Consider the following 16,758-nt stretch of genomic DNA (forward strand, 5'->3'; position numbering starts at 1 on the left):
TGTTATCGCGGACCAAAGATGTCGGTACCCACGCGGATAATGGTTGCGCCCTCTGCAATAGCGGCCTCCAGATCGCCTGACATGCCCATTGACAGAGTATCCAGCTCGGGCGCCTCTTGCTGAAGGTTTTCCAGTGCCCTGCGCAAAGTGGCAAAGGCGGCGTGCTGGGCTTCCGGTTCCAGTCCGGCCGCGGGGATGGCCATCAGTCCGCGCAGCCGTATACGGGGTAATGCCATTACTGCCCTGGCGAGCGCCGGCAGTTCTGCCAGGTCCACCCCCGACTTGCTGGCCTCGCCCGAAATATTGACCTGCAGGCAAATCTGCAGGTCCGGTAGCGACCGGGGACGCTGCTCGCTCAGGCGGCGGGCCACCTTGAGACGGTCGACACTGTGAACCCAGTGGAAATGCTCCGCAATCGGCCGGGTCTTGTTGGACTGGATGGGCCCGATAAAGTGCCAGCAGAGATCGAGATCAGAAAGCTCCGCAATTTTAGCCAGCGCTTCCTGCAGGTAGTTTTCGCCGAATTCATGCAGACCAAGGCCCGCCGCGCGGCGGATTTCGTCGGCGCTACGCGTTTTGCTGACAGCAAGTACGCGTATTGAGTTCTCTCGCTGGCTTTTTTGCGCGCTGAGTCGTACTCTTTCGAGGAGTTTGTCGATGTTGCTTTTGAGGGTGTCTGCATTCATGCAATGCATGGTAGCGGATTGGGGCAGCGGGAAGCGAGCCGAAAACAATGACTATGGGCAGTCAAAATAAGAATTGCCCGGGGGGAGGGAAACGGTGGATATAACAGAGCTTCTCGCATTCAGTGCCAAGCAGGGGGCATCGGACCTGCACCTGTCAGCGGGTTTGCCTCCGATGATTCGGGTGGACGGCGATGTGCGGCGGATCAATTTGCCGCCAATGGATCACAAGCAGGTTCACGACCTCATCTACGACATCATGAACGACAAGCAGCGCAAGGATTACGAGGAGTTCCTGGAAACGGATTTTTCCTTTGAGGTCCCCGGCGTTGCGCGTTTCAGGGTTAACGCCTTTAACCAGAACCGCGGCGCCGGCGGTGTGTTCCGGACCATTCCCTCCAAGGTGCTGACCATGGAAGACCTCGGCATGGGCCAGGTGTTCCGCGATATTTCAATGATGCCGCGCGGCCTGGTGCTGGTAACGGGGCCTACCGGTTCGGGCAAATCCACTACCCTCGCGGCGATGGTCGACCATATCAACGACAACAAGTACGAGCACATCCTGACCATCGAGGACCCGATCGAATTTGTTCATGAAAGCAAGAAATGCCTGATGAACCAGCGCGAGGTGCACCGGGATACGCTGGGTTTTGCCGAGGCGCTGCGCTCCGCGCTGAGGGAGGATCCCGACATCATCCTGGTAGGTGAAATGCGCGATCTTGAGACCATTCGACTGGCGCTGACCGCGGCGGAAACCGGGCATCTGGTTTTCGGCACCCTGCATACCACTTCCGCCGCCAAGACAATCGACCGGATAGTGGATGTATTTCCCGCGGCGGAAAAATCCATGGTGCGCTCAATGCTGTCCGAGTCGCTGCAGGCGGTAATCTCCCAGACCCTGCTCAAGCGTGCGACTGGCGGTCGGGTAGCGGCCCACGAAATCATGCGCGGCACCGCGGCCATCCGCAATCTTATTCGCGAGGACAAGGTGGCGCAGATGTACTCCGCGATCCAGACCGGCAGTGCCCTGGGTATGCAGACCATGGACCAGTGTCTCAAGGAGCTGGTAGAGAAGCGAACCGTTACTCGCGATGTTGCTCGCGAAAAAGCGCGGATGCCGGAAAATTTTTAGGCGGACATAACGAGGGTTCAGCATCATGCGGATTGAAGATTTGCTCCAGCGGATGGTAAAAGAGGGCGCGTCGGACGGTTTTGTAACCTCGGGGGCAGCGCCGAGTATCAAGGTTGACGGCCAGATTTACCCGGTTAGCGAAACAAAGCTGACAGATGAGCAATCCCGTGAGCTGGTCCTGTCGACCATGAGCGATAAGCAGCGGGATGAGTTTCTCAGTACGCACGAATGTAATTTCGCCCTCGCCGGAGGGGAGGCGGTGGGCCGCTTTCGGGTGAGCGCCCTGGTGCAGCGCGGTCGTTGTGGCATGGTGCTGCGGCGTATAGAAACGCAGATTCCGGAAATCGGCCAGATCGGCCTGCCCAAGATCGTCGAGGAGCTGTCGATGACCAAGCGCGGGCTGGTCATTTTTGTCGGCGCTACCGGCACCGGTAAATCGACCTCTCTGGCGGCCATGGTCGGCCACCGCAACCGCAACAGTCGCGGCCATATCATCAGTATCGAGGATCCGATCGAGTTCATCCACGAACATGCCAACTGCATCGTTACCCAGCGCGAAGTGGGTATTGATACCGACTCTTTTGACGTCGCCCTGAAAAACACCCTGCGCCAGGCACCGGATGTCATCCTGATTGGTGAGGTGCGCTCGGCGGAGACCATGGCCCAGGCACTGACCTTTGCCGAAACCGGGCATCTCTGCCTGTGTACCCTCCACGCCAACAACGCCAACCAGGCACTTGATCGCATCCAGAGTTTCTTTCCGGCGAATATGCAGTCACAGATCTGGATGGACCTGTCGCTGAACCTCAAGGGAATGATCGCCCAGCAGTTGCTGCCGCGCAAGGACGGCAAGGGTCGCACCCCGGTGGTCGAAGTACTGCTGAACTCACCTCTGATACAGGAATACATACGCAAGGGTGAAGTGCACCTGATCAAGGAGGTCATGGCCAAGTCAACCGAGCTCGGGATGCAAACCCTCGACCAATCGCTGGTGCAGGCCTATAAGGACGACCTGATTTCGCTGGATGAGGCAATCCGCCACGCCGATTCGGCCAACGATGTACGCCTGATGATCAAGATGTTCGAGAAAGGGCGGGCGGGCCAGGATGACGGCCTGGGCCTGACGATTGATCGTCCGGAGGACCGCGGCCGGCACCTGCGGCGCTAGTCTGTCGTGGCGGTGTGCTCGCGCAGCCAGGTTTGCAGAATAAGCTCTGCGGCATAGCTGTCTATGGGAACCGCCTTGTAGTCTCCACGATGCCCGCGTTCGCGTTGTTCGCCCTTGGCGGTATAGCTGCTGAGGCGCTCATCGGTCATGGTTACCGGCAATCCCAGGCGCCCGTGCAGCCGTCGACCGAATTTGCGGGCGCGGGTAGCAAGTTCACTCAGGGTGCCGTCCATGTTAAGCGGGTCTCCCACCACCAGCAGGTCGGGGCGCCATTCCCTGACAATAGCCTCCACAGCCATCCAGTCGGGTATCCCGTCCTTTGCGCGTAGCACGGCAAGGGGTTGGGTCGTGCCCAGCACACTGTTGCCAACCGCCACGCCGATCTGGCGCAGGCCGTAATCGAAGGCGAGGATTGTGGCCGGCAGGAGGCGCTCGGTAGTGCCCGGTTCAGGCATGCCCGACCTGGGTTGAGATCAGGTTCATGTCGACGCCCAGTTGTGCAGCGGCGGCCGCGAGCCGGCGCTCCCAGGGTATGTTGAAAATGATGTCACTGTCCGCCGGTACTGTGAGCCAGCTGTTGAGGCCGAGTTCCTCTTCAAGCTGGCCCGCCGACCAGCCCGCGTACCCGAGTGCCACCAGATGGTCGGTGGGGCCGGTACCCTCCGCGATGGCGCGCAGGATGTCCCTGGAGCTGGTGAGGGTAATCTCGGGTGTTACCTGCAGGCTGGCATCCCAGCGCCGCTTGCAATGGCGGTGCAGGACAAATCCGTGATCTATCTGCACGGGGCCGCCGGACATGACAGGCTGATCGCTGAAGTCACTGGTGGTCTCGATCTCCAGATGCTCGAAGATTTCCTCCATGCTCAGGTCCAGTGGCTGGTTGATGACGATGCCCATGGCACCGGCTTCCCCATGTTCACAGATATAGGTGATGCTCTGGGCGAAAAGACCTTCGGCAAGACTGGGCATTGCCAGCAGGAAATGATTCCGCAGACAGGCCCCACTTTTCACGATATTGGCAAATGTCTGGACTGACATAATGTATTCCGAATGTTTTGCTCCATGCTGGTTGCTAACCTCTTTCTGAGCTTAGCGTGTTTTCTTCGAATTGCCACGTGCGGATGATTTCAAGTTTGTCGGTAGTCGCCCTGAGTTCGGCGGGAAACGGGGCATAGGGCTCCGCCATGCGCACAATTTTCATGGCGGCTTCATCGAGCACCGCAAATCCAGAGGATGACAACACCTGGATATCCTCCAGCCGGCCATCGTAATTGATTACCACCAACAAGCGCAGGCTGCCATAAATGCCATAGCGGACCGAGGCTTCAGGGTAGTATCGGTTACCTACCGCCTCCACGCGTTTGCGCCAGTCGTGCAGGTAGGCTGCGTCAATTGCCGAGCGTGTAGAGAGCGAGGTGAGCCGGCGTACCCGGGGTAGCTCCGAGTAGTCCCGGGCCTGGTCTTCCAGGGCCGCCTGTAGCCGGGCCAGTTCCCGGTCGAACTGATCCGCCTCGGGGTTGGTGCCTGCAGCACCCATGGGGGTTGTTGTTGTACCGGCCCGTTGTTGCGGAAGGGTCTGGCGTGTACTGTTTTCGCTGACCAGCGGGGCCTCAGCCTGCCGCCGGGGGACAGCGGCCGGCGCCGTGTCGGGCGTTTCTGCCGTACCCACCAGTAGTGGGGCACTGGCACTATCGGTAACCGAAGTCTGCTCGTCGTTGTTGCCACTGCCCTGCTGGTTAAACTGGGCCAGATGCCGGGCATTCTCCTGGGTCAGGCTGGTTGGGCGCTGTGCCAGGGTGATTTCAAGCTGCGGCGTATATTCGGGGGTATCACCGGCACTAAAACCGATACCCAACACCAGAATAGCGTGCAGCGCAGCGGCCAGAAAAACAGCTATGCCAATACCATTGCCCGGTTCACTGCCTATGCCCTGCTGCATGTCCCTCTGCCTGTTCCCGCTGGCGTAACTCGTTGGCAATACAATCCATTAATTGGCCGCCGATGTCCAGATTGGAGGCTCGCTCTATTTCCTGGATTCCGGTCGGGCTGGTCACGTTGATCTCGGTGAGGTAATCGCCGATGATATCCAGTCCCACGAACATCAGGCCGCGCTCGCGCAGGCTGGGGCCTACCTGTTCGGCGATCCACTGGTCCCGCTTCGACAGTGGCTGTCCCCGGCCCTGGCCGCCGGCGGCAAGATTGCCACGGGTTTCGCCCAGCATGGGCACACGCGCGAGGCAGTAGCTGACAGGCTCACCGTCAATCATCAGTACCCGCTTGTCACCCTGGGTAATCTCCGGAATAAAGCGCTGCGCCATAATGGTGCGCTTGCCGAAATTGGTCAGGATTTCAAGTATCACGCTGAGATTGGGGTCGCCGTGCATTACCCGGAAAATTGATGCACCGCCCATACCGTCCAGGGGCTTGAAAATAACATCGCCGTACTCGCTGTGAAAGGCTTTAAGCCTGGCCATGTCGCCGCTCACCAGTAGCGGTGGGCAACACTGTGGAAACTGGGTGGTAAACATTTTTTCGTTGCAGTCGCGCAGGCTGTCGCAGCGATTTACCACCAGCGTACCCAGTCGCTCCGCCGCCTCAAGAATATAGGTGAGGTAGATGTATTCGTTGTCAAAGGGTGGATCCTTGCGCATCAGGATCACGTCCAGTTCCGCCAGGTTCCTTACCTGGGGGTGGTCCAGTCGGTACCAGCTCTCGGGGTCGTGAAATACGGTCAGGTGCGACATGCTGGCGCGGGCGGTGCCGTGTTCGAGAAACAGATCGGCCGGTTCCATGTAAAACAATTGCCAGTCCCTGGCCTGGGCCGCCCACAGCATGGCGAGGGTGCTGTCCTTTTTGTACTGGATCCGTGAGATTGGATCCATTACTACACCGATCCTGATTGTCATGGTTATGTCTCTTGGCTTGATTGGCGGGTTAAAGTACGCAAACGCCGCGGCCGGCGCAAGCGTCGATGCTCCAGCGGTGCAAGGTGGGTTGCCGGTTCAGTGGTCGGGCCCCGGATGTAATCCGCGCATGTCGCCCCAGCGGGCCTGCAGGATGGCAAGCGCCGCCAGGGGTGCGGTTTCAGTGCGCAATATCCGCGGACCAAGGGTGAGGGCTTCAAAGCCGGCGTGGCCTGCGGCATCGATTTCCAGCTCGCTGAGACCGCCCTCCGGGCCGACCAGAAGGCAAACGGTTCCGGGTTCGTCGGCCCCGCGCGGTTTGCTGGTGGCCCGGTGATGCAAAACAAAGCGCCGCTCTTCCTCGCAACCGCCAAGCCATGAATCCAGGTTGGTGGGCGGGTGAAGGGTTGGCAATGTGCTGCGCCCGCTCTGTTCGCAGGCGCTGATGATCACCTGTTGCCAGTGGCCCAGCTTGCGGCTTTCGCGCTCGCCGCGCAGCCGCACTTCGGTGCGTTCGGTGTAGAGTGGGGTGATGGCACCCACGCCCAGCTCAGTGGCCTTTTGCATCACCCAGTCCATGCGTTCGCCCCGGGAAATGCCAATGCCCAGATGAACCCACAACGGTGAATCCATGGTGCCCGGTTGCTGTTCCATTAACTGCACCGTCACCTGCTTTTTGCTCACGGCCACAATCCGGGCGCTGTACTGGCTACCGCTGCCATCAAACAGGAGTAGCACGTCCCCGGGCCCCATGCGCAGGGCTTTGCCGAGATGCTGGCTCGCCCCAGGTTCCAGCGCCAACTCCGAGCCCGCGGTCAGCATTTGTGGCGTGTAGATACGGGGGATACGCACGGTGTCCGCCCTCAGAGGCCCAGGTTCTGGTAAATCTGCCGGGTGGGGTCCACCTGGTTCATGGTGTAGAAATGAAGCCCCGGCGCGCCGTTCTCCAGCAGGGTCTGGCAAAGCTGGGTGACAACCTCAATGCCGAACTTGCGGATACTCTCGTCGTCCTTGCCGTAACCTTCTATGCGCTGGCAGATCCAGCGCGGGATCTCGGCACCACAATTACGGGAAAAACGGGCCAGGTTGGCAAAGTTGGTGATCGGCATGATGCCGGCGTAGATGGGTTTATCTATACCGATTGCCGCGCACTGGTCGAGAAAGTAGAAGTAGGATTCAACATTGTAAAAATACTGGGTAATGGCGCTGTCGGCGCCGGCATCCAGTTTCAGCTTGAGGTAGTGCAGATCGCTGGCATAGCTTTCCGCCTGGGGATGAATTTCAGGGTAGGCGGCCACTTCAATGTGGAAGTGGTCGCCCGTGTGTTGGCGAATGAAGGCCACCAGCTCATTGGCATACACCAGCTGGCCGGGGCCGCCGGTTCCCGATGGCATATCCCCGCGCAGGGCCACCAGGCGCTTGACGCCCAGATCACGGTAACGTTGCAGCAGCGCGGCCATGGTGTCGGCATCATCGCCCCCGAAACTCAGGTGAGGGGCGACCTCAATGCCTCGCTCACACAGGGCCGCAACAACGCCGAAGGTGCTGTCCCGGGTCGAACCGCCGGCGCCGTATGTGACCGAGAAAAAGCCGGGATTGAGGTCCAGCAGCGCCGGTGTGGTCTTGTCCAGCAACGCTGCCTTGCCCTCCGCCGTTTTTGGCGGGAAGTATTCGAAGCTGATTGTGCTCATGGTGCTCCTAGTACTTGTAGCTGTCGGGCTTGAACGGGCCAGAGGCGGACACGTTGATGTACTCGGCCTGGGTGCTGGTAAGTTTGGTGATAACACCGCCGAAACCGGCCACCATGTGCGCGGCCACTTCTTCGTCCAGCTTCTTGGGCAGGACTTCCACCTTCAGTGCAGCAGTACGCAACTCCGGCTCCAGTTTGGCAAAGCCGCGTTCATACAGGTAGATCTGCGCCAGTACCTGGTTGGCAAAGGAGCCATCCATGATCCGGGACGGGTGCCCGGTGGCATTACCCAGGTTAACCAGCCGGCCTTCGGACAGCAGGATCAGGTAATCGCTGCGGGCCTCATCGCGATAGACTTTATGCACCTGCGGCTTGACCTCCTCCCACTGCCAGTTGCGGCGCATGAAGGCGGTGTCGATTTCGTTATCGAAATGGCCGATATTGCAGACCACGGCGAAGGGCTTCAGCGCACGTAACATGTTTTCGTCACAGACATTGAAGTTGCCGGTGGAGGTGACCAGCAGATCCACATTGCCCAGCAACGTGGTGTCGATGCAGTCCGGATTACCGGTATTAATGCCGTCCCGGAAAGGCGAGACCACTTCATAGCCGTCCATGCAGGCCTGCATGGCGCAGATGGGGTCGACCTCGCTGATCCGCACAATCATGCCTTCCTGGCGCAGCGACTGGGCCGAGCCCTTGCCGACATCGCCATAGCCGATTACCAGCGCTTTCTTGCCGGACAGCAGGTGATCGGTGCCCCGCTTGATGGCGTCATTGAGGCTGTGACGGCAACCGTACTTGTTGTCGTTCTTGGACTTGGTGATGGAATCGTTGACGTTGACCGCCGGCACCTTGAGTTCTCCACGCGCCAGCATCTCCTGCAGGCGATGTACCCCGGTGGTGGTCTCTTCGGTAATACCGTGGATATGGTCCATCATTGCCGGGTACTGCTGGTGCAGCATGGCGGTCAGGTCGCCGCCGTCGTCGAGCACCATATTGGCGTCCCAGGGCTTGCCGTCCTTGAGAATGGTCTGCTCAAGGCACCACTCATACTCTTCCTCGGTTTCGCCCTTCCACGCAAATACCGGCACCCCGGCCGCGGCGATAGCGGCGGCAGCATGGTCCTGAGTGGAGAAAATGTTACAGGAGGACCAGCGCACTTCTGCGCCCAGCTCAACCAGGGTTTCTATGAGTACCCCGGTCTGGATGGTCATGTGAATACAGCCGAGAATCCTGGCGCCGGCGAGGGGCTGGCTGGCGCGGTACTTTTCGCGCATCGCCATCAAGGCCGGCATTTCCGTTTCGGCGATATCCAGTTCGCGCCGGCCCCATTCTGCGAGGCTGATATCGGCGACCTTGTAATCGGCAGTAGTATCGAGATTGGTTGCTGTGCTCATGATGTTCCCTTCTTGTTACTGGTGAATTTGGGTGATCCGGGCCGGGGGCCTTTTCTGAGGCCCGGCCGGCTTGATGCTGCTGTGCCAACCGGTTAAACAGCTGCCCGCAGCAGGTCGGCCTTGTCTGTACGCTCCCAGGTGAAGTCGGGATCTTCGCGACCGAAGTGACCATAGGCCGCGGTCTTGCGGTAGATGGGTCGCTTCAGGTTGAGCATGTCGACAATACCCTTGGGGCGCAGGTCAAAATGTTCGCGCACCAGTGCGACAATAGTGGTGTCGGACAGTTTGCCGGTACCAAAGGTATTGATTGAAATCGATGTGGGCTCGGCAACGCCAATGGCATAAGACACCTGGATTTCGCAGCGATCCGCGAGGCCGGCGGCAACGATGTTCTTGGCCACGTAGCGGCCGGCGTAGGCGGCTGAACGGTCAACCTTGGAGGGATCCTTGCCGGAGAAAGCACCGCCACCATGACGGGCCATGCCGCCATAGGTATCGACGATGATTTTACGACCGGTAAGGCCGCAGTCACCGACTGGCCCGCCGATGACAAACAGGCCTGTGGGGTTGATGTGGTACTGCGTCTCCGGCCCCAGCCATTCCGCAGGCAGCACTTCTTTCACGATCAGGTCCAGCACGGCCTGCCTGATATCAGCCTGGCTGATGTTTTCATCGTGCTGGGTGGAAAGCACTACCGCGTCCACACCGACCGGCCGGCCTTTTTCGTAGCGCAGGGTGATCTGGCTTTTGGCGTCCGGACGCAGCCACGGCAGGGTGCCGTGCTTGCGTAGCTGGGCCTGCCGCTCTACCAGCCGGTGTGCGTAGTAGATCGGGGCGGGCATCAGGGTATCCGTTTCATTGGTGGCGTAGCCGAACATCAGGCCCTGGTCGCCCGCACCCTGCTCTTTTTCATCGTTTTCATCCACACCCCTGGCGATGTCGGGACTCTGCTTGCCGATGGCATTCAGTACGGCGCAGGAAGCTCCATCGAAGCCGACCTTCGAGCTGTTGTAGCCGATATCCAGTACCACGTTGCGAACCACATCTTCGAGGTCAACGTAGGTATCAGTGGTGACCTCTCCCGCGATGACCACCATCCCGGTCTTGACCAGTGTCTCTACAGCAACACGGGCGTTGGCGTCATCCTCCAGGATCTTGTCCAGAATGGCGTCCGAAATCTGATCGGCCATTTTATCCGGGTGTCCCTCGGATACCGATTCAGAGGTGAAAATAGCGTACTCGCTCATACCTGATTCCTTGTTGCTGTGTATGGGTGCCCGAACAGGCGCACCTGGATTTGAAACCCGTTACGTTGTGCCAGAAATACGCTGGCGATATCTTTAAGGCCTGCCTCTCCCGCCCAGTCGGCCAGTTCCTCCGGGGCAAAGCCGAGCCACAGGTCACCGCAGTTTTCCCGCGCCCAGGCCTGGTCGTGGCGGCACAGGTCGGTAACCAGGATGACTCCGCCGGGGGTCAGGCAGCGCGCCGCATCCCGCAGGATCTGTGCCGGGCTCGGCGTATGGTGCAATACCATATTGATGACCACACAATCCACCTGCCGCTGGCGCAGTAGTGCATGCCCGGTATCGCCGAGAACGAACTCGACGTTACTGAAACCGGCGGCGGCGGCGGTGGCGCGGGCGCGATCCAGCATGGTGGCCGCATTGTCGAGGGCGATAACATGCTGGAATTGCGGTGCCAGTTCCGCCAGGAAAGCGCCTTCGCCGGGACCGATTTCAAGGGCGGTATCAAATTGCCGTATCGGTGCATCGCGCAATACCTGGGCGACAGTTGCGGCGTACTGGTCGTAACTGGCGATCAGGTCTTGCTGCTGGCGGAATTTGTGGGCATTGTCGCGAAAAAAATGGCGCGAATTCCGTTCGCGCCGGTTCTGTACCTGCTCGAGCCGATCTGCCAGCCCCGGTTGCAGTTCCGTATTGTCCAGGGCCTCAAAAATATGGTGCTGGACAGCACTCAGCCCGGCCTGTTGGCCCAGCTCGCTGCGGCGGTAAAAAATGGAGTTACCCTCGCGTCTTGTTGCCACCAGCCCGGCGTTGGCCAATACCTTGAGGTGATGGCTCAGCGCCGGCTGGCGCATATCGAATAGCGCGCACAGCTCAGAGACCCCGAAAGAGTCATTGCGCAGTACCCGCAGTATCTGCAGGCGCAGCGTATCCGCACTTGCCTTACAAAGGGTGGCCAGCGCTTCGATCTGTTCGTCCGGGTCGGGATTGGGAGCGGCCGGCGCGCCTGGCAGGGTTGATAAGGCAATCATTGAAGCGATGGTAGCAAGCTTTGCAATCTATATCAAAATAATTTGATATAGATCTGCCGATAACCCCCCTGGGGCGACAAGCTCTCAGCTTTATTATGGTGATTTGTTTGCCGTAAGCCCCCGCTTACGCGAAAATGGCCGCCCTTTATATAGATCCCGGCCGCTGCTGCCTTACACCCTGGAGAACCCGATGCCTTCCCGTACCGACCTTGCCAATGCCATCCGCGCCCTGAGTATGGACGCTGTCCAGCGCGCCAATAGCGGTCACCCCGGCGCCCCAATGGGAATGGCGGATATTGCCGAGGTTTTGTGGAATGACTTCCTGCAACACAACCCTGCCAATCCGCAATGGCCCAACCGGGATCGCTTCGTGCTCTCCAACGGTCACGGTTCCATGCTCATCTACTCGCTGCTTCACCTCACTGGCTATGAGCTGCCGATCCAGCAGTTACAGAACTTTCGCCAGTTGCACAGCCTGACCCCGGGTCATCCGGAATACGGTTATGCGCCGGGCGTGGAAACCACTACCGGGCCCCTCGGCCAGGGTCTTGGCAACGCGGTGGGCATGGCGCTGGCGGAGAAGGTGCTGGCCGGACAGTTCAACCGGCCAGGGCATGACATTATTGACCATCACACCTATGTGTTTGCGGGCGATGGCTGCCTGATGGAAGGGATTTCCCACGAAGTATGCTCACTGGCGGGCACGCTGGGCCTGGGCAAGCTGATTGCCTTTTACGATGACAACGGTATTTCGATCGATGGCGAGGTTGAGGGCTGGTTCACGGACGATACGCCGGCACGGTTCCGTGCTTACGGCTGGCAGGTTATCCCGCGCGTTGACGGCCACGACCCCGAGGAGATCCGCCAGGCGATCGAGACTGCCCGGGCCGAGCATGACAGGCCCACGCTCATCTGCTGCAAAACGGTGATAGGCAAGGGCGCGCCCAACAAGGAGGGCAGCGAATCCTGCCACGGCGCCCCCCTGGGTGTCGATGAAATCGCCGCTGCCCGCGAGGCGCTCGGCTGGCCCCACGAACCCTTCGAGATTCCCGAGAAAATCTACAACGGCTGGGATGCCCTGCAGGCCGGTGCGTCACGAGAGCGGGACTGGGATAGCGCCATGGCGGCCTATGCCGGCGCCTACCCGGAGCTCGCTGCGCAGTTGCGTCGTCGTCTGGCCGGTGACCTGCCGGACGATTTTGCCGAGCGGGCCCAGGCCTGGGTTGACACCTGCCAGGCGGAGGGCCAGACCATCGCCTCGCGCAAGGCCTCCCAGAACAGTCTTAACGCCCTCGGGCCAATATTGCCCGAGCTGCTCGGCGGTTCCGCTGACCTGGCGGGTTCCAACCTGACCCTGTGGAGCGGCACCACCGGTGTTACCGCCGACGATAGCGGCGGTAACTACGTGTACTACGGGGTACGCGAGTTTGGCATGTCGGCGATCATGAACGGTATTAGCCTCCACGGTGGCCTGGTGCCTTATGGGGCGACCTTCCTGATATTCATGGAGTACGCCCGCAATGCGGTGCGAATGGCCGCGCTGATGAAGCTGCGCTCCATTTTCGTCTATACCCATGACTCCATTGGCCTGGGCGAAGACGGCCCCACCCACCAACCGATAGAGCAACTGACGACATTGCGTGTAACGCCGAACCTGCATACCTGGCGGCCCTGTGACGCGGTTGAATCCGCGGTCTCGTGGAAAGCGGCAATTGAGCGTCGGCAGGGTCCGACTGCGCTGGTATTTTCGCGCCAGAACCTCGCTCACCAGCCCCGTTCCGCGGAACAGGTTGCCGCGATCACCCGGGGTGCCTATGTGCTGGTCGACTGTGCGCAACACCCGCAACTGATCTTGCTGGCTACCGGCTCGGAGGTGCAGCTTGCAGTAGAGGCCGCTGCCCGTCTGACGGAAGCAGGCAAGCAGGTACGCGTGGTATCCATGCCCTGCGCCGAACTGTTCATGGAGCAGGACGCCGGTTACCGCGAAAAGGTGTTGCCCAGCGATGTGCTGGCCCGGGTTGCGATAGAGGCGGGACACGTGGACTACTGGTACAAATTTGTCGGTCTGGACGGGCGTGTGGTCGGCATGACCTCATTCGGCGAGTCGGCCCCGGCGCCGGAGCTGATGACCTATTTCGGTTTTACCGTGGAGCATGTGCTGGCGATGGCGGAAGAGGTGATGTTCGAGGAGTAGAGCATGTTGCGCCTCGCCATCAATGGTTATGGCCGCATCGGCCGCAGTATCCTCAGGGCGTTGTATGAAAGCGACCTGCGCGAACACTTGCAGATAGTCGCCATCAACGAGCTGGCGGATGCGCGGACGGTGCAGCACCTGACCCGCTACGATACGACCCACGGCCGCTTTCCCTTGCCTCTGGAGGGTAGCGAAACCGAACTGCGGGTAGATGGGGATCGCATTACCCTGTTGCGGCAGCCGGAGGTGGGCCAGCTGCCCTGGCGCCAGCTCGGCGTGGATATGGTGCTGGAATGTACCGGTGCCTTTTCCGACCGTGCCACCGCCGAGCAGCACCTGCGCTGTGGTGCCGCCAGGGTACTGTTTTCCCAGCCGGCCCAGGATGACGTCGACGCCACGGTGGTCTTTGGTATCAATCACCAGTCCCTGCAGCGTGAGCACCGCATTGTCTCGGCGGCTTCCTGCACAACTAACGGCATTGTACCGGTGATCCACGCACTTGATCAGGCCCTGGGGATTGTCAGTGGCACGATCACCACTATCCACTCGGCAATGAATGACCAGCCGGTGCTGGACGCCTATCACCATACCGACCTGCGCAAGACCCGCGCGGCCTCGCAGTCGATCATCCCGGTGGACACGGCGCTGGCCAGGGGTGTGGAGCGCATCCTGCCCTCGCTGGCAGGACGCTTTACCGCCCAGGCGCTGCGGGTCCCCACACTGAACGTTTCGGCCATGGACCTCACGGTACAGGTAACGCGGGTGACCAATGAGGAGGACGTTAACGATATCCTGCTCAAGGCCGCCAGTGTCTACAACGGTGTACTCGGTTTTACCACCGAGCCGCTCGCTTCCTGTGACTTCAATCACGACCCGCGCTCGAGCATTGTCGATGCCAGCCAGACCCGGGTCAGCGGTGAACAACTGGTCAAAGTGCTGACTTGGTTCGATAATGAATGGGCGTATGCCAATCGCATGCTCGATGTTGCCGCCCACTGGGGCAGCCTACAGGAGGACAGCCGATGATATTAATGGAAAAGCTGGATCTCGCGGGACAACGGGTGCTGATTCGCGAAGACCTGAACGTCCCTGTTAAAAATGGCCAGGTAAGCAGTGATGCCAGGATTCGCGCGGCGCTGCCTACGATCAAACGGGCCGCCGACGCTGGTGCCCGGGTACTGCTGATGTCCCACCTGGGGCGTCCCGAGGAGGGGGAGTTTGACGAGAGCTTCTCCCTGGCACCGGTTGCCCGCTACCTGTCGGAGCTGCTGGACCAGCCTGTGGCATTACTACAGGACTGGCGCGACGGTGTTACCCTGGCCGACGGCGAGGTGGCCCTGCTGGAAAACGTGCGTTTCAATGCCGGTGAAAAAGCCGATGACGAAGCACTGGCGCGTGCTTATGCCGGGCTGTGCGATATCTTCGTGATGGACGCCTTCGGTACCGCGCATCGAGCCCAGGCCTCCACTCACGGGGTGGCGCGCTTTGCACCCATCGCCTGTGCCGGCCCTCTGCTGGCCGGTGAACTGGACGCCCTGGAACGGGCCTTGTCAGATCCGGCCCGGCCGATGCTGGCCATTGTTGGCGGCTCCAAGGTGTCGAGTAAGCTGACCGTGCTCGAAACCCTGGCTGAGAAGGTGGACCAGCTGGTGGTGGGTGGCGGTATCGCCAATACCTTCCTTGCGGCCAGCGGGAGTCCGGTGGGCAAATCCCTGTGCGAGCACGACCTGATCCCCGCGGCCCGAAAGCTGATGGAAAAAACCCACGTGCCGCTGCCGGAGGATGTTGTTACCGGTAAGGAGTTTTCCGAAACCACAGCCGCCGAACACAAATCCGCAGACGAGGTAGCCGATGACGATATGATCTTTGATATCGGCCCCCGGGCCGCACAGGCCATTGCGGACCTGGTGGCCAATGCTGGTACCATTATCTGGAACGGCCCGGTAGGGGTATTCGAATTCGACCAGTTTGCTGCAGGCACTGAGGCGCTGGCCCATGCTATTGCAGACAGTGACGCTTTTTCGCTCGCCGGTGGCGGCGATACGGTGGCGGCGATTGACAAATACGGGATCACCGATAAGGTCTCCTATATATCCACGGGTGGCGGCGCTTTTCTGGAGTACGTCGAGGGCAAGACCCTGCCCGCAGTGGCCATTCTCCAGCAACGTGGCGAGGAAGCCTGAGGCTATTGTCTCCAGGTAACATCAACAAAAACGGAATTGATAGACAAAGGAAGAATTCATGGCACTTATCAGTATGCGCCAATTGCTGGATCACGCCGCCGAGTTTGGTTACGGCGTGCCGGCATTCAACGTCAACAACCTGGAGCAGACCCGGGCCATCATGGAGGCTGCGGATGCCACCAATTCGCCGGTCATCATGCAGGCCAGTGCCGGCGCTCGCAAATATGCCGGTGCACCGTTCCTGCGCCATATGATTGAGGCCGCAATCGAGGAGTTCCCCCATATCCCGGTGGTGATGCACCAGGATCACGGGGTTTCGCCCGGCGTGTGCCAGCGCTCCATCCAGCTGGGCTTCAGCTCGGTGATGATGGACGGTTCCCTGGGCGAAGACGGCAAGACACCGATGGATTTTGACTACAACACCCGGGTTACCCGCCAGGTAGTGGAGATGGCGCATTCCTGTGGCGTCTCGGTGGAGGGAGAGCTGGGCTGTCTCGGCTCCCTGGAAACCGGCCAGGCGGGCGAAGAAGACGGCTCTGGCGCCGAGGGCACCCTGAGCCACGAACAGATGTTGACCGACCCCGAGGAAGCGGCCGAATTCGTCAAGGCCACCGGCGTTGATGCGCTGGCCATTGCCTGTGGCACCAGTCACGGGGCCTACAAGTTCAGTCGTCCGCCTACGGGGGATATCCTGGCGATCGACCGGATCAGGGAAATCAATGCCCGTATTCCCGATACCCACCTGGTGATGCATGGTTCTTCCTCCGTCCCCCAGGAATGGCTGGAGATCATCAACCAGTACGGTGGCGAGATTCCGGAAACCTACGGGGTGCCGGTGGCCCAGATCCAGGAGGGTATTCGCTACGGGGTACGCAAGATCAACATCGATACCGACCTGCGCCTGGCATCGACCGGGGCAGTGCGCCGATTCCTGGCACAGAACCCTTCCGAGTTTGATCCCCGCAAGTTCCTGACCGCGACTATTGTGGCCATGAAAGACATCTGTATTGCGCGTTATGAGGCCTTTGGCTCAGCGGGGCAGGCAGGCAAGATTCGCGTGCACTCGTTAATCGCCATGCAGGAGGCCTACGACGCGGGCAAATTGGCGCCGAAGGTTAACTGAGATTACT

General features: G+C 60.2%; 16 protein-coding genes. 6 read left to right on the forward strand and 10 right to left on the reverse strand.

The window, feature by feature from the left end; genetic code table 11:
* Positions 1-2: 2 nt before the first annotated feature.
* Positions 3-686 (reverse strand): YggS family pyridoxal phosphate-dependent enzyme, encoded by a 684-nt coding sequence (locus CWI75_RS03950; protein ID WP_101520196.1) that lies wholly within the window; start codon positions 684-686, stop codon positions 3-5.
* Positions 687-780: 94 nt separating this feature from the next.
* Between CWI75_RS03950 and CWI75_RS03955 the strand changes: the two genes are divergently transcribed.
* Both CWI75_RS03955 and CWI75_RS03960 read left to right on the forward strand, forming a co-directional pair.
* On the forward strand, positions 781-1,815 hold the full coding sequence (locus CWI75_RS03955) for a type IV pilus twitching motility protein PilT (protein WP_101520197.1): 1,035 nt from the start codon (positions 781-783) through the stop codon (positions 1,813-1,815).
* A 25-nt stretch (positions 1,816-1,840) separates the two neighbouring features.
* Positions 1,841-2,983, forward strand: coding sequence for a PilT/PilU family type 4a pilus ATPase (locus CWI75_RS03960; protein WP_101520198.1), 1,143 nt, complete (start codon positions 1,841-1,843; stop codon positions 2,981-2,983).
* Here CWI75_RS03960 and ruvX read toward each other — a convergent pair.
* The 9 genes from ruvX to CWI75_RS04005 form a co-directional block, all read right to left on the reverse strand.
* Positions 2,980-3,438: a Holliday junction resolvase RuvX gene (ruvX, locus tag CWI75_RS03965; RefSeq protein WP_101520199.1), complete on the reverse strand. Its 459-nt coding sequence runs from the start codon at positions 3,436-3,438 to the stop codon at positions 2,980-2,982. The genes CWI75_RS03960 and ruvX overlap by 4 nt on opposite strands.
* On the reverse strand, positions 3,431-4,021 hold the full coding sequence (locus tag CWI75_RS03970) for a YqgE/AlgH family protein (RefSeq protein ID WP_101520200.1): 591 nt from the start codon (positions 4,019-4,021) through the stop codon (positions 3,431-3,433). Before CWI75_RS03970 ends, ruvX begins: the two co-directional genes overlap by 8 nt.
* Before the next feature lie 34 nt (positions 4,022-4,055).
* Complete coding sequence (locus tag CWI75_RS03975; protein WP_101520201.1) at positions 4,056-4,922, reverse strand: energy transducer TonB; 867 nt, start codon at positions 4,920-4,922, stop codon at positions 4,056-4,058.
* Positions 4,900-5,889, reverse strand: coding sequence for a glutathione synthase (gshB, locus tag CWI75_RS03980; RefSeq protein WP_101520202.1), 990 nt, complete (start codon positions 5,887-5,889; stop codon positions 4,900-4,902). The genes CWI75_RS03975 and gshB overlap by 23 nt, the downstream gene beginning before the upstream one ends.
* 96 nt (positions 5,890-5,985) lie before the next feature.
* Entirely contained in the window at positions 5,986-6,738 is a 753-nt protein-coding gene (locus tag CWI75_RS03985) for a 16S rRNA (uracil(1498)-N(3))-methyltransferase (RefSeq protein ID WP_101520203.1), read from the reverse strand.
* Between the two features lie 11 nt (positions 6,739-6,749).
* A complete protein-coding gene (metF, locus tag CWI75_RS03990) occupies positions 6,750-7,577 on the reverse strand; it encodes a methylenetetrahydrofolate reductase [NAD(P)H] (protein ID WP_101520204.1) in 828 nt (275 codons plus the stop codon).
* 7 nt (positions 7,578-7,584) lie between these two features.
* A complete protein-coding gene (gene ahcY, locus CWI75_RS03995; protein ID WP_101520205.1) occupies positions 7,585-8,976 on the reverse strand; it encodes an adenosylhomocysteinase in 1,392 nt (463 codons plus the stop codon).
* A 92-nt stretch (positions 8,977-9,068) separates the two neighbouring features.
* A complete protein-coding gene (gene metK, locus CWI75_RS04000; RefSeq protein ID WP_101520206.1) occupies positions 9,069-10,223 on the reverse strand; it encodes a methionine adenosyltransferase in 1,155 nt (384 codons plus the stop codon).
* The gene (locus CWI75_RS04005) at positions 10,220-11,251 is read right to left on the reverse strand and encodes an ArsR/SmtB family transcription factor (protein WP_101520207.1); all 1,032 of its coding nucleotides are present in this window, start codon (positions 11,249-11,251) and stop codon (positions 10,220-10,222) included. Before CWI75_RS04005 ends, metK begins: the two co-directional genes overlap by 4 nt.
* A gap of 190 nt (positions 11,252-11,441) precedes the next feature.
* On the opposite strand from CWI75_RS04005, the gene tkt reads away from it, so the two are divergent.
* The 4 genes from tkt to fba are packed head-to-tail and all read left to right on the forward strand — an operon-like array spanning position 11,442 to position 16,751.
* On the forward strand, positions 11,442-13,445 hold the full coding sequence (gene tkt, locus CWI75_RS04010) for a transketolase (protein ID WP_101520208.1): 2,004 nt from the start codon (positions 11,442-11,444) through the stop codon (positions 13,443-13,445).
* A 3-nt stretch (positions 13,446-13,448) separates the two neighbouring features.
* Positions 13,449-14,471 (forward strand): type I glyceraldehyde-3-phosphate dehydrogenase, encoded by a 1,023-nt coding sequence (locus tag CWI75_RS04015; protein WP_101520209.1) that lies wholly within the window; start codon positions 13,449-13,451, stop codon positions 14,469-14,471.
* Positions 14,472-14,476: 5 nt separating this feature from the next.
* Positions 14,477-15,628, forward strand: coding sequence for a phosphoglycerate kinase (locus tag CWI75_RS04020; RefSeq protein ID WP_101520451.1), 1,152 nt, complete (start codon positions 14,477-14,479; stop codon positions 15,626-15,628).
* A gap of 58 nt (positions 15,629-15,686) precedes the next feature.
* The gene (fba, locus tag CWI75_RS04025; RefSeq protein ID WP_101520210.1) at positions 15,687-16,751 is read left to right on the forward strand and encodes a class II fructose-bisphosphate aldolase; all 1,065 of its coding nucleotides are present in this window, start codon (positions 15,687-15,689) and stop codon (positions 16,749-16,751) included.
* Positions 16,752-16,758 lie beyond the last annotated feature (7 nt).

It is taken from the genome of Kineobactrum sediminis (assembly GCF_002868715.1).
Lineage (GTDB): Bacteria > Pseudomonadota > Gammaproteobacteria > Pseudomonadales > Halieaceae > Kineobactrum > Kineobactrum sediminis.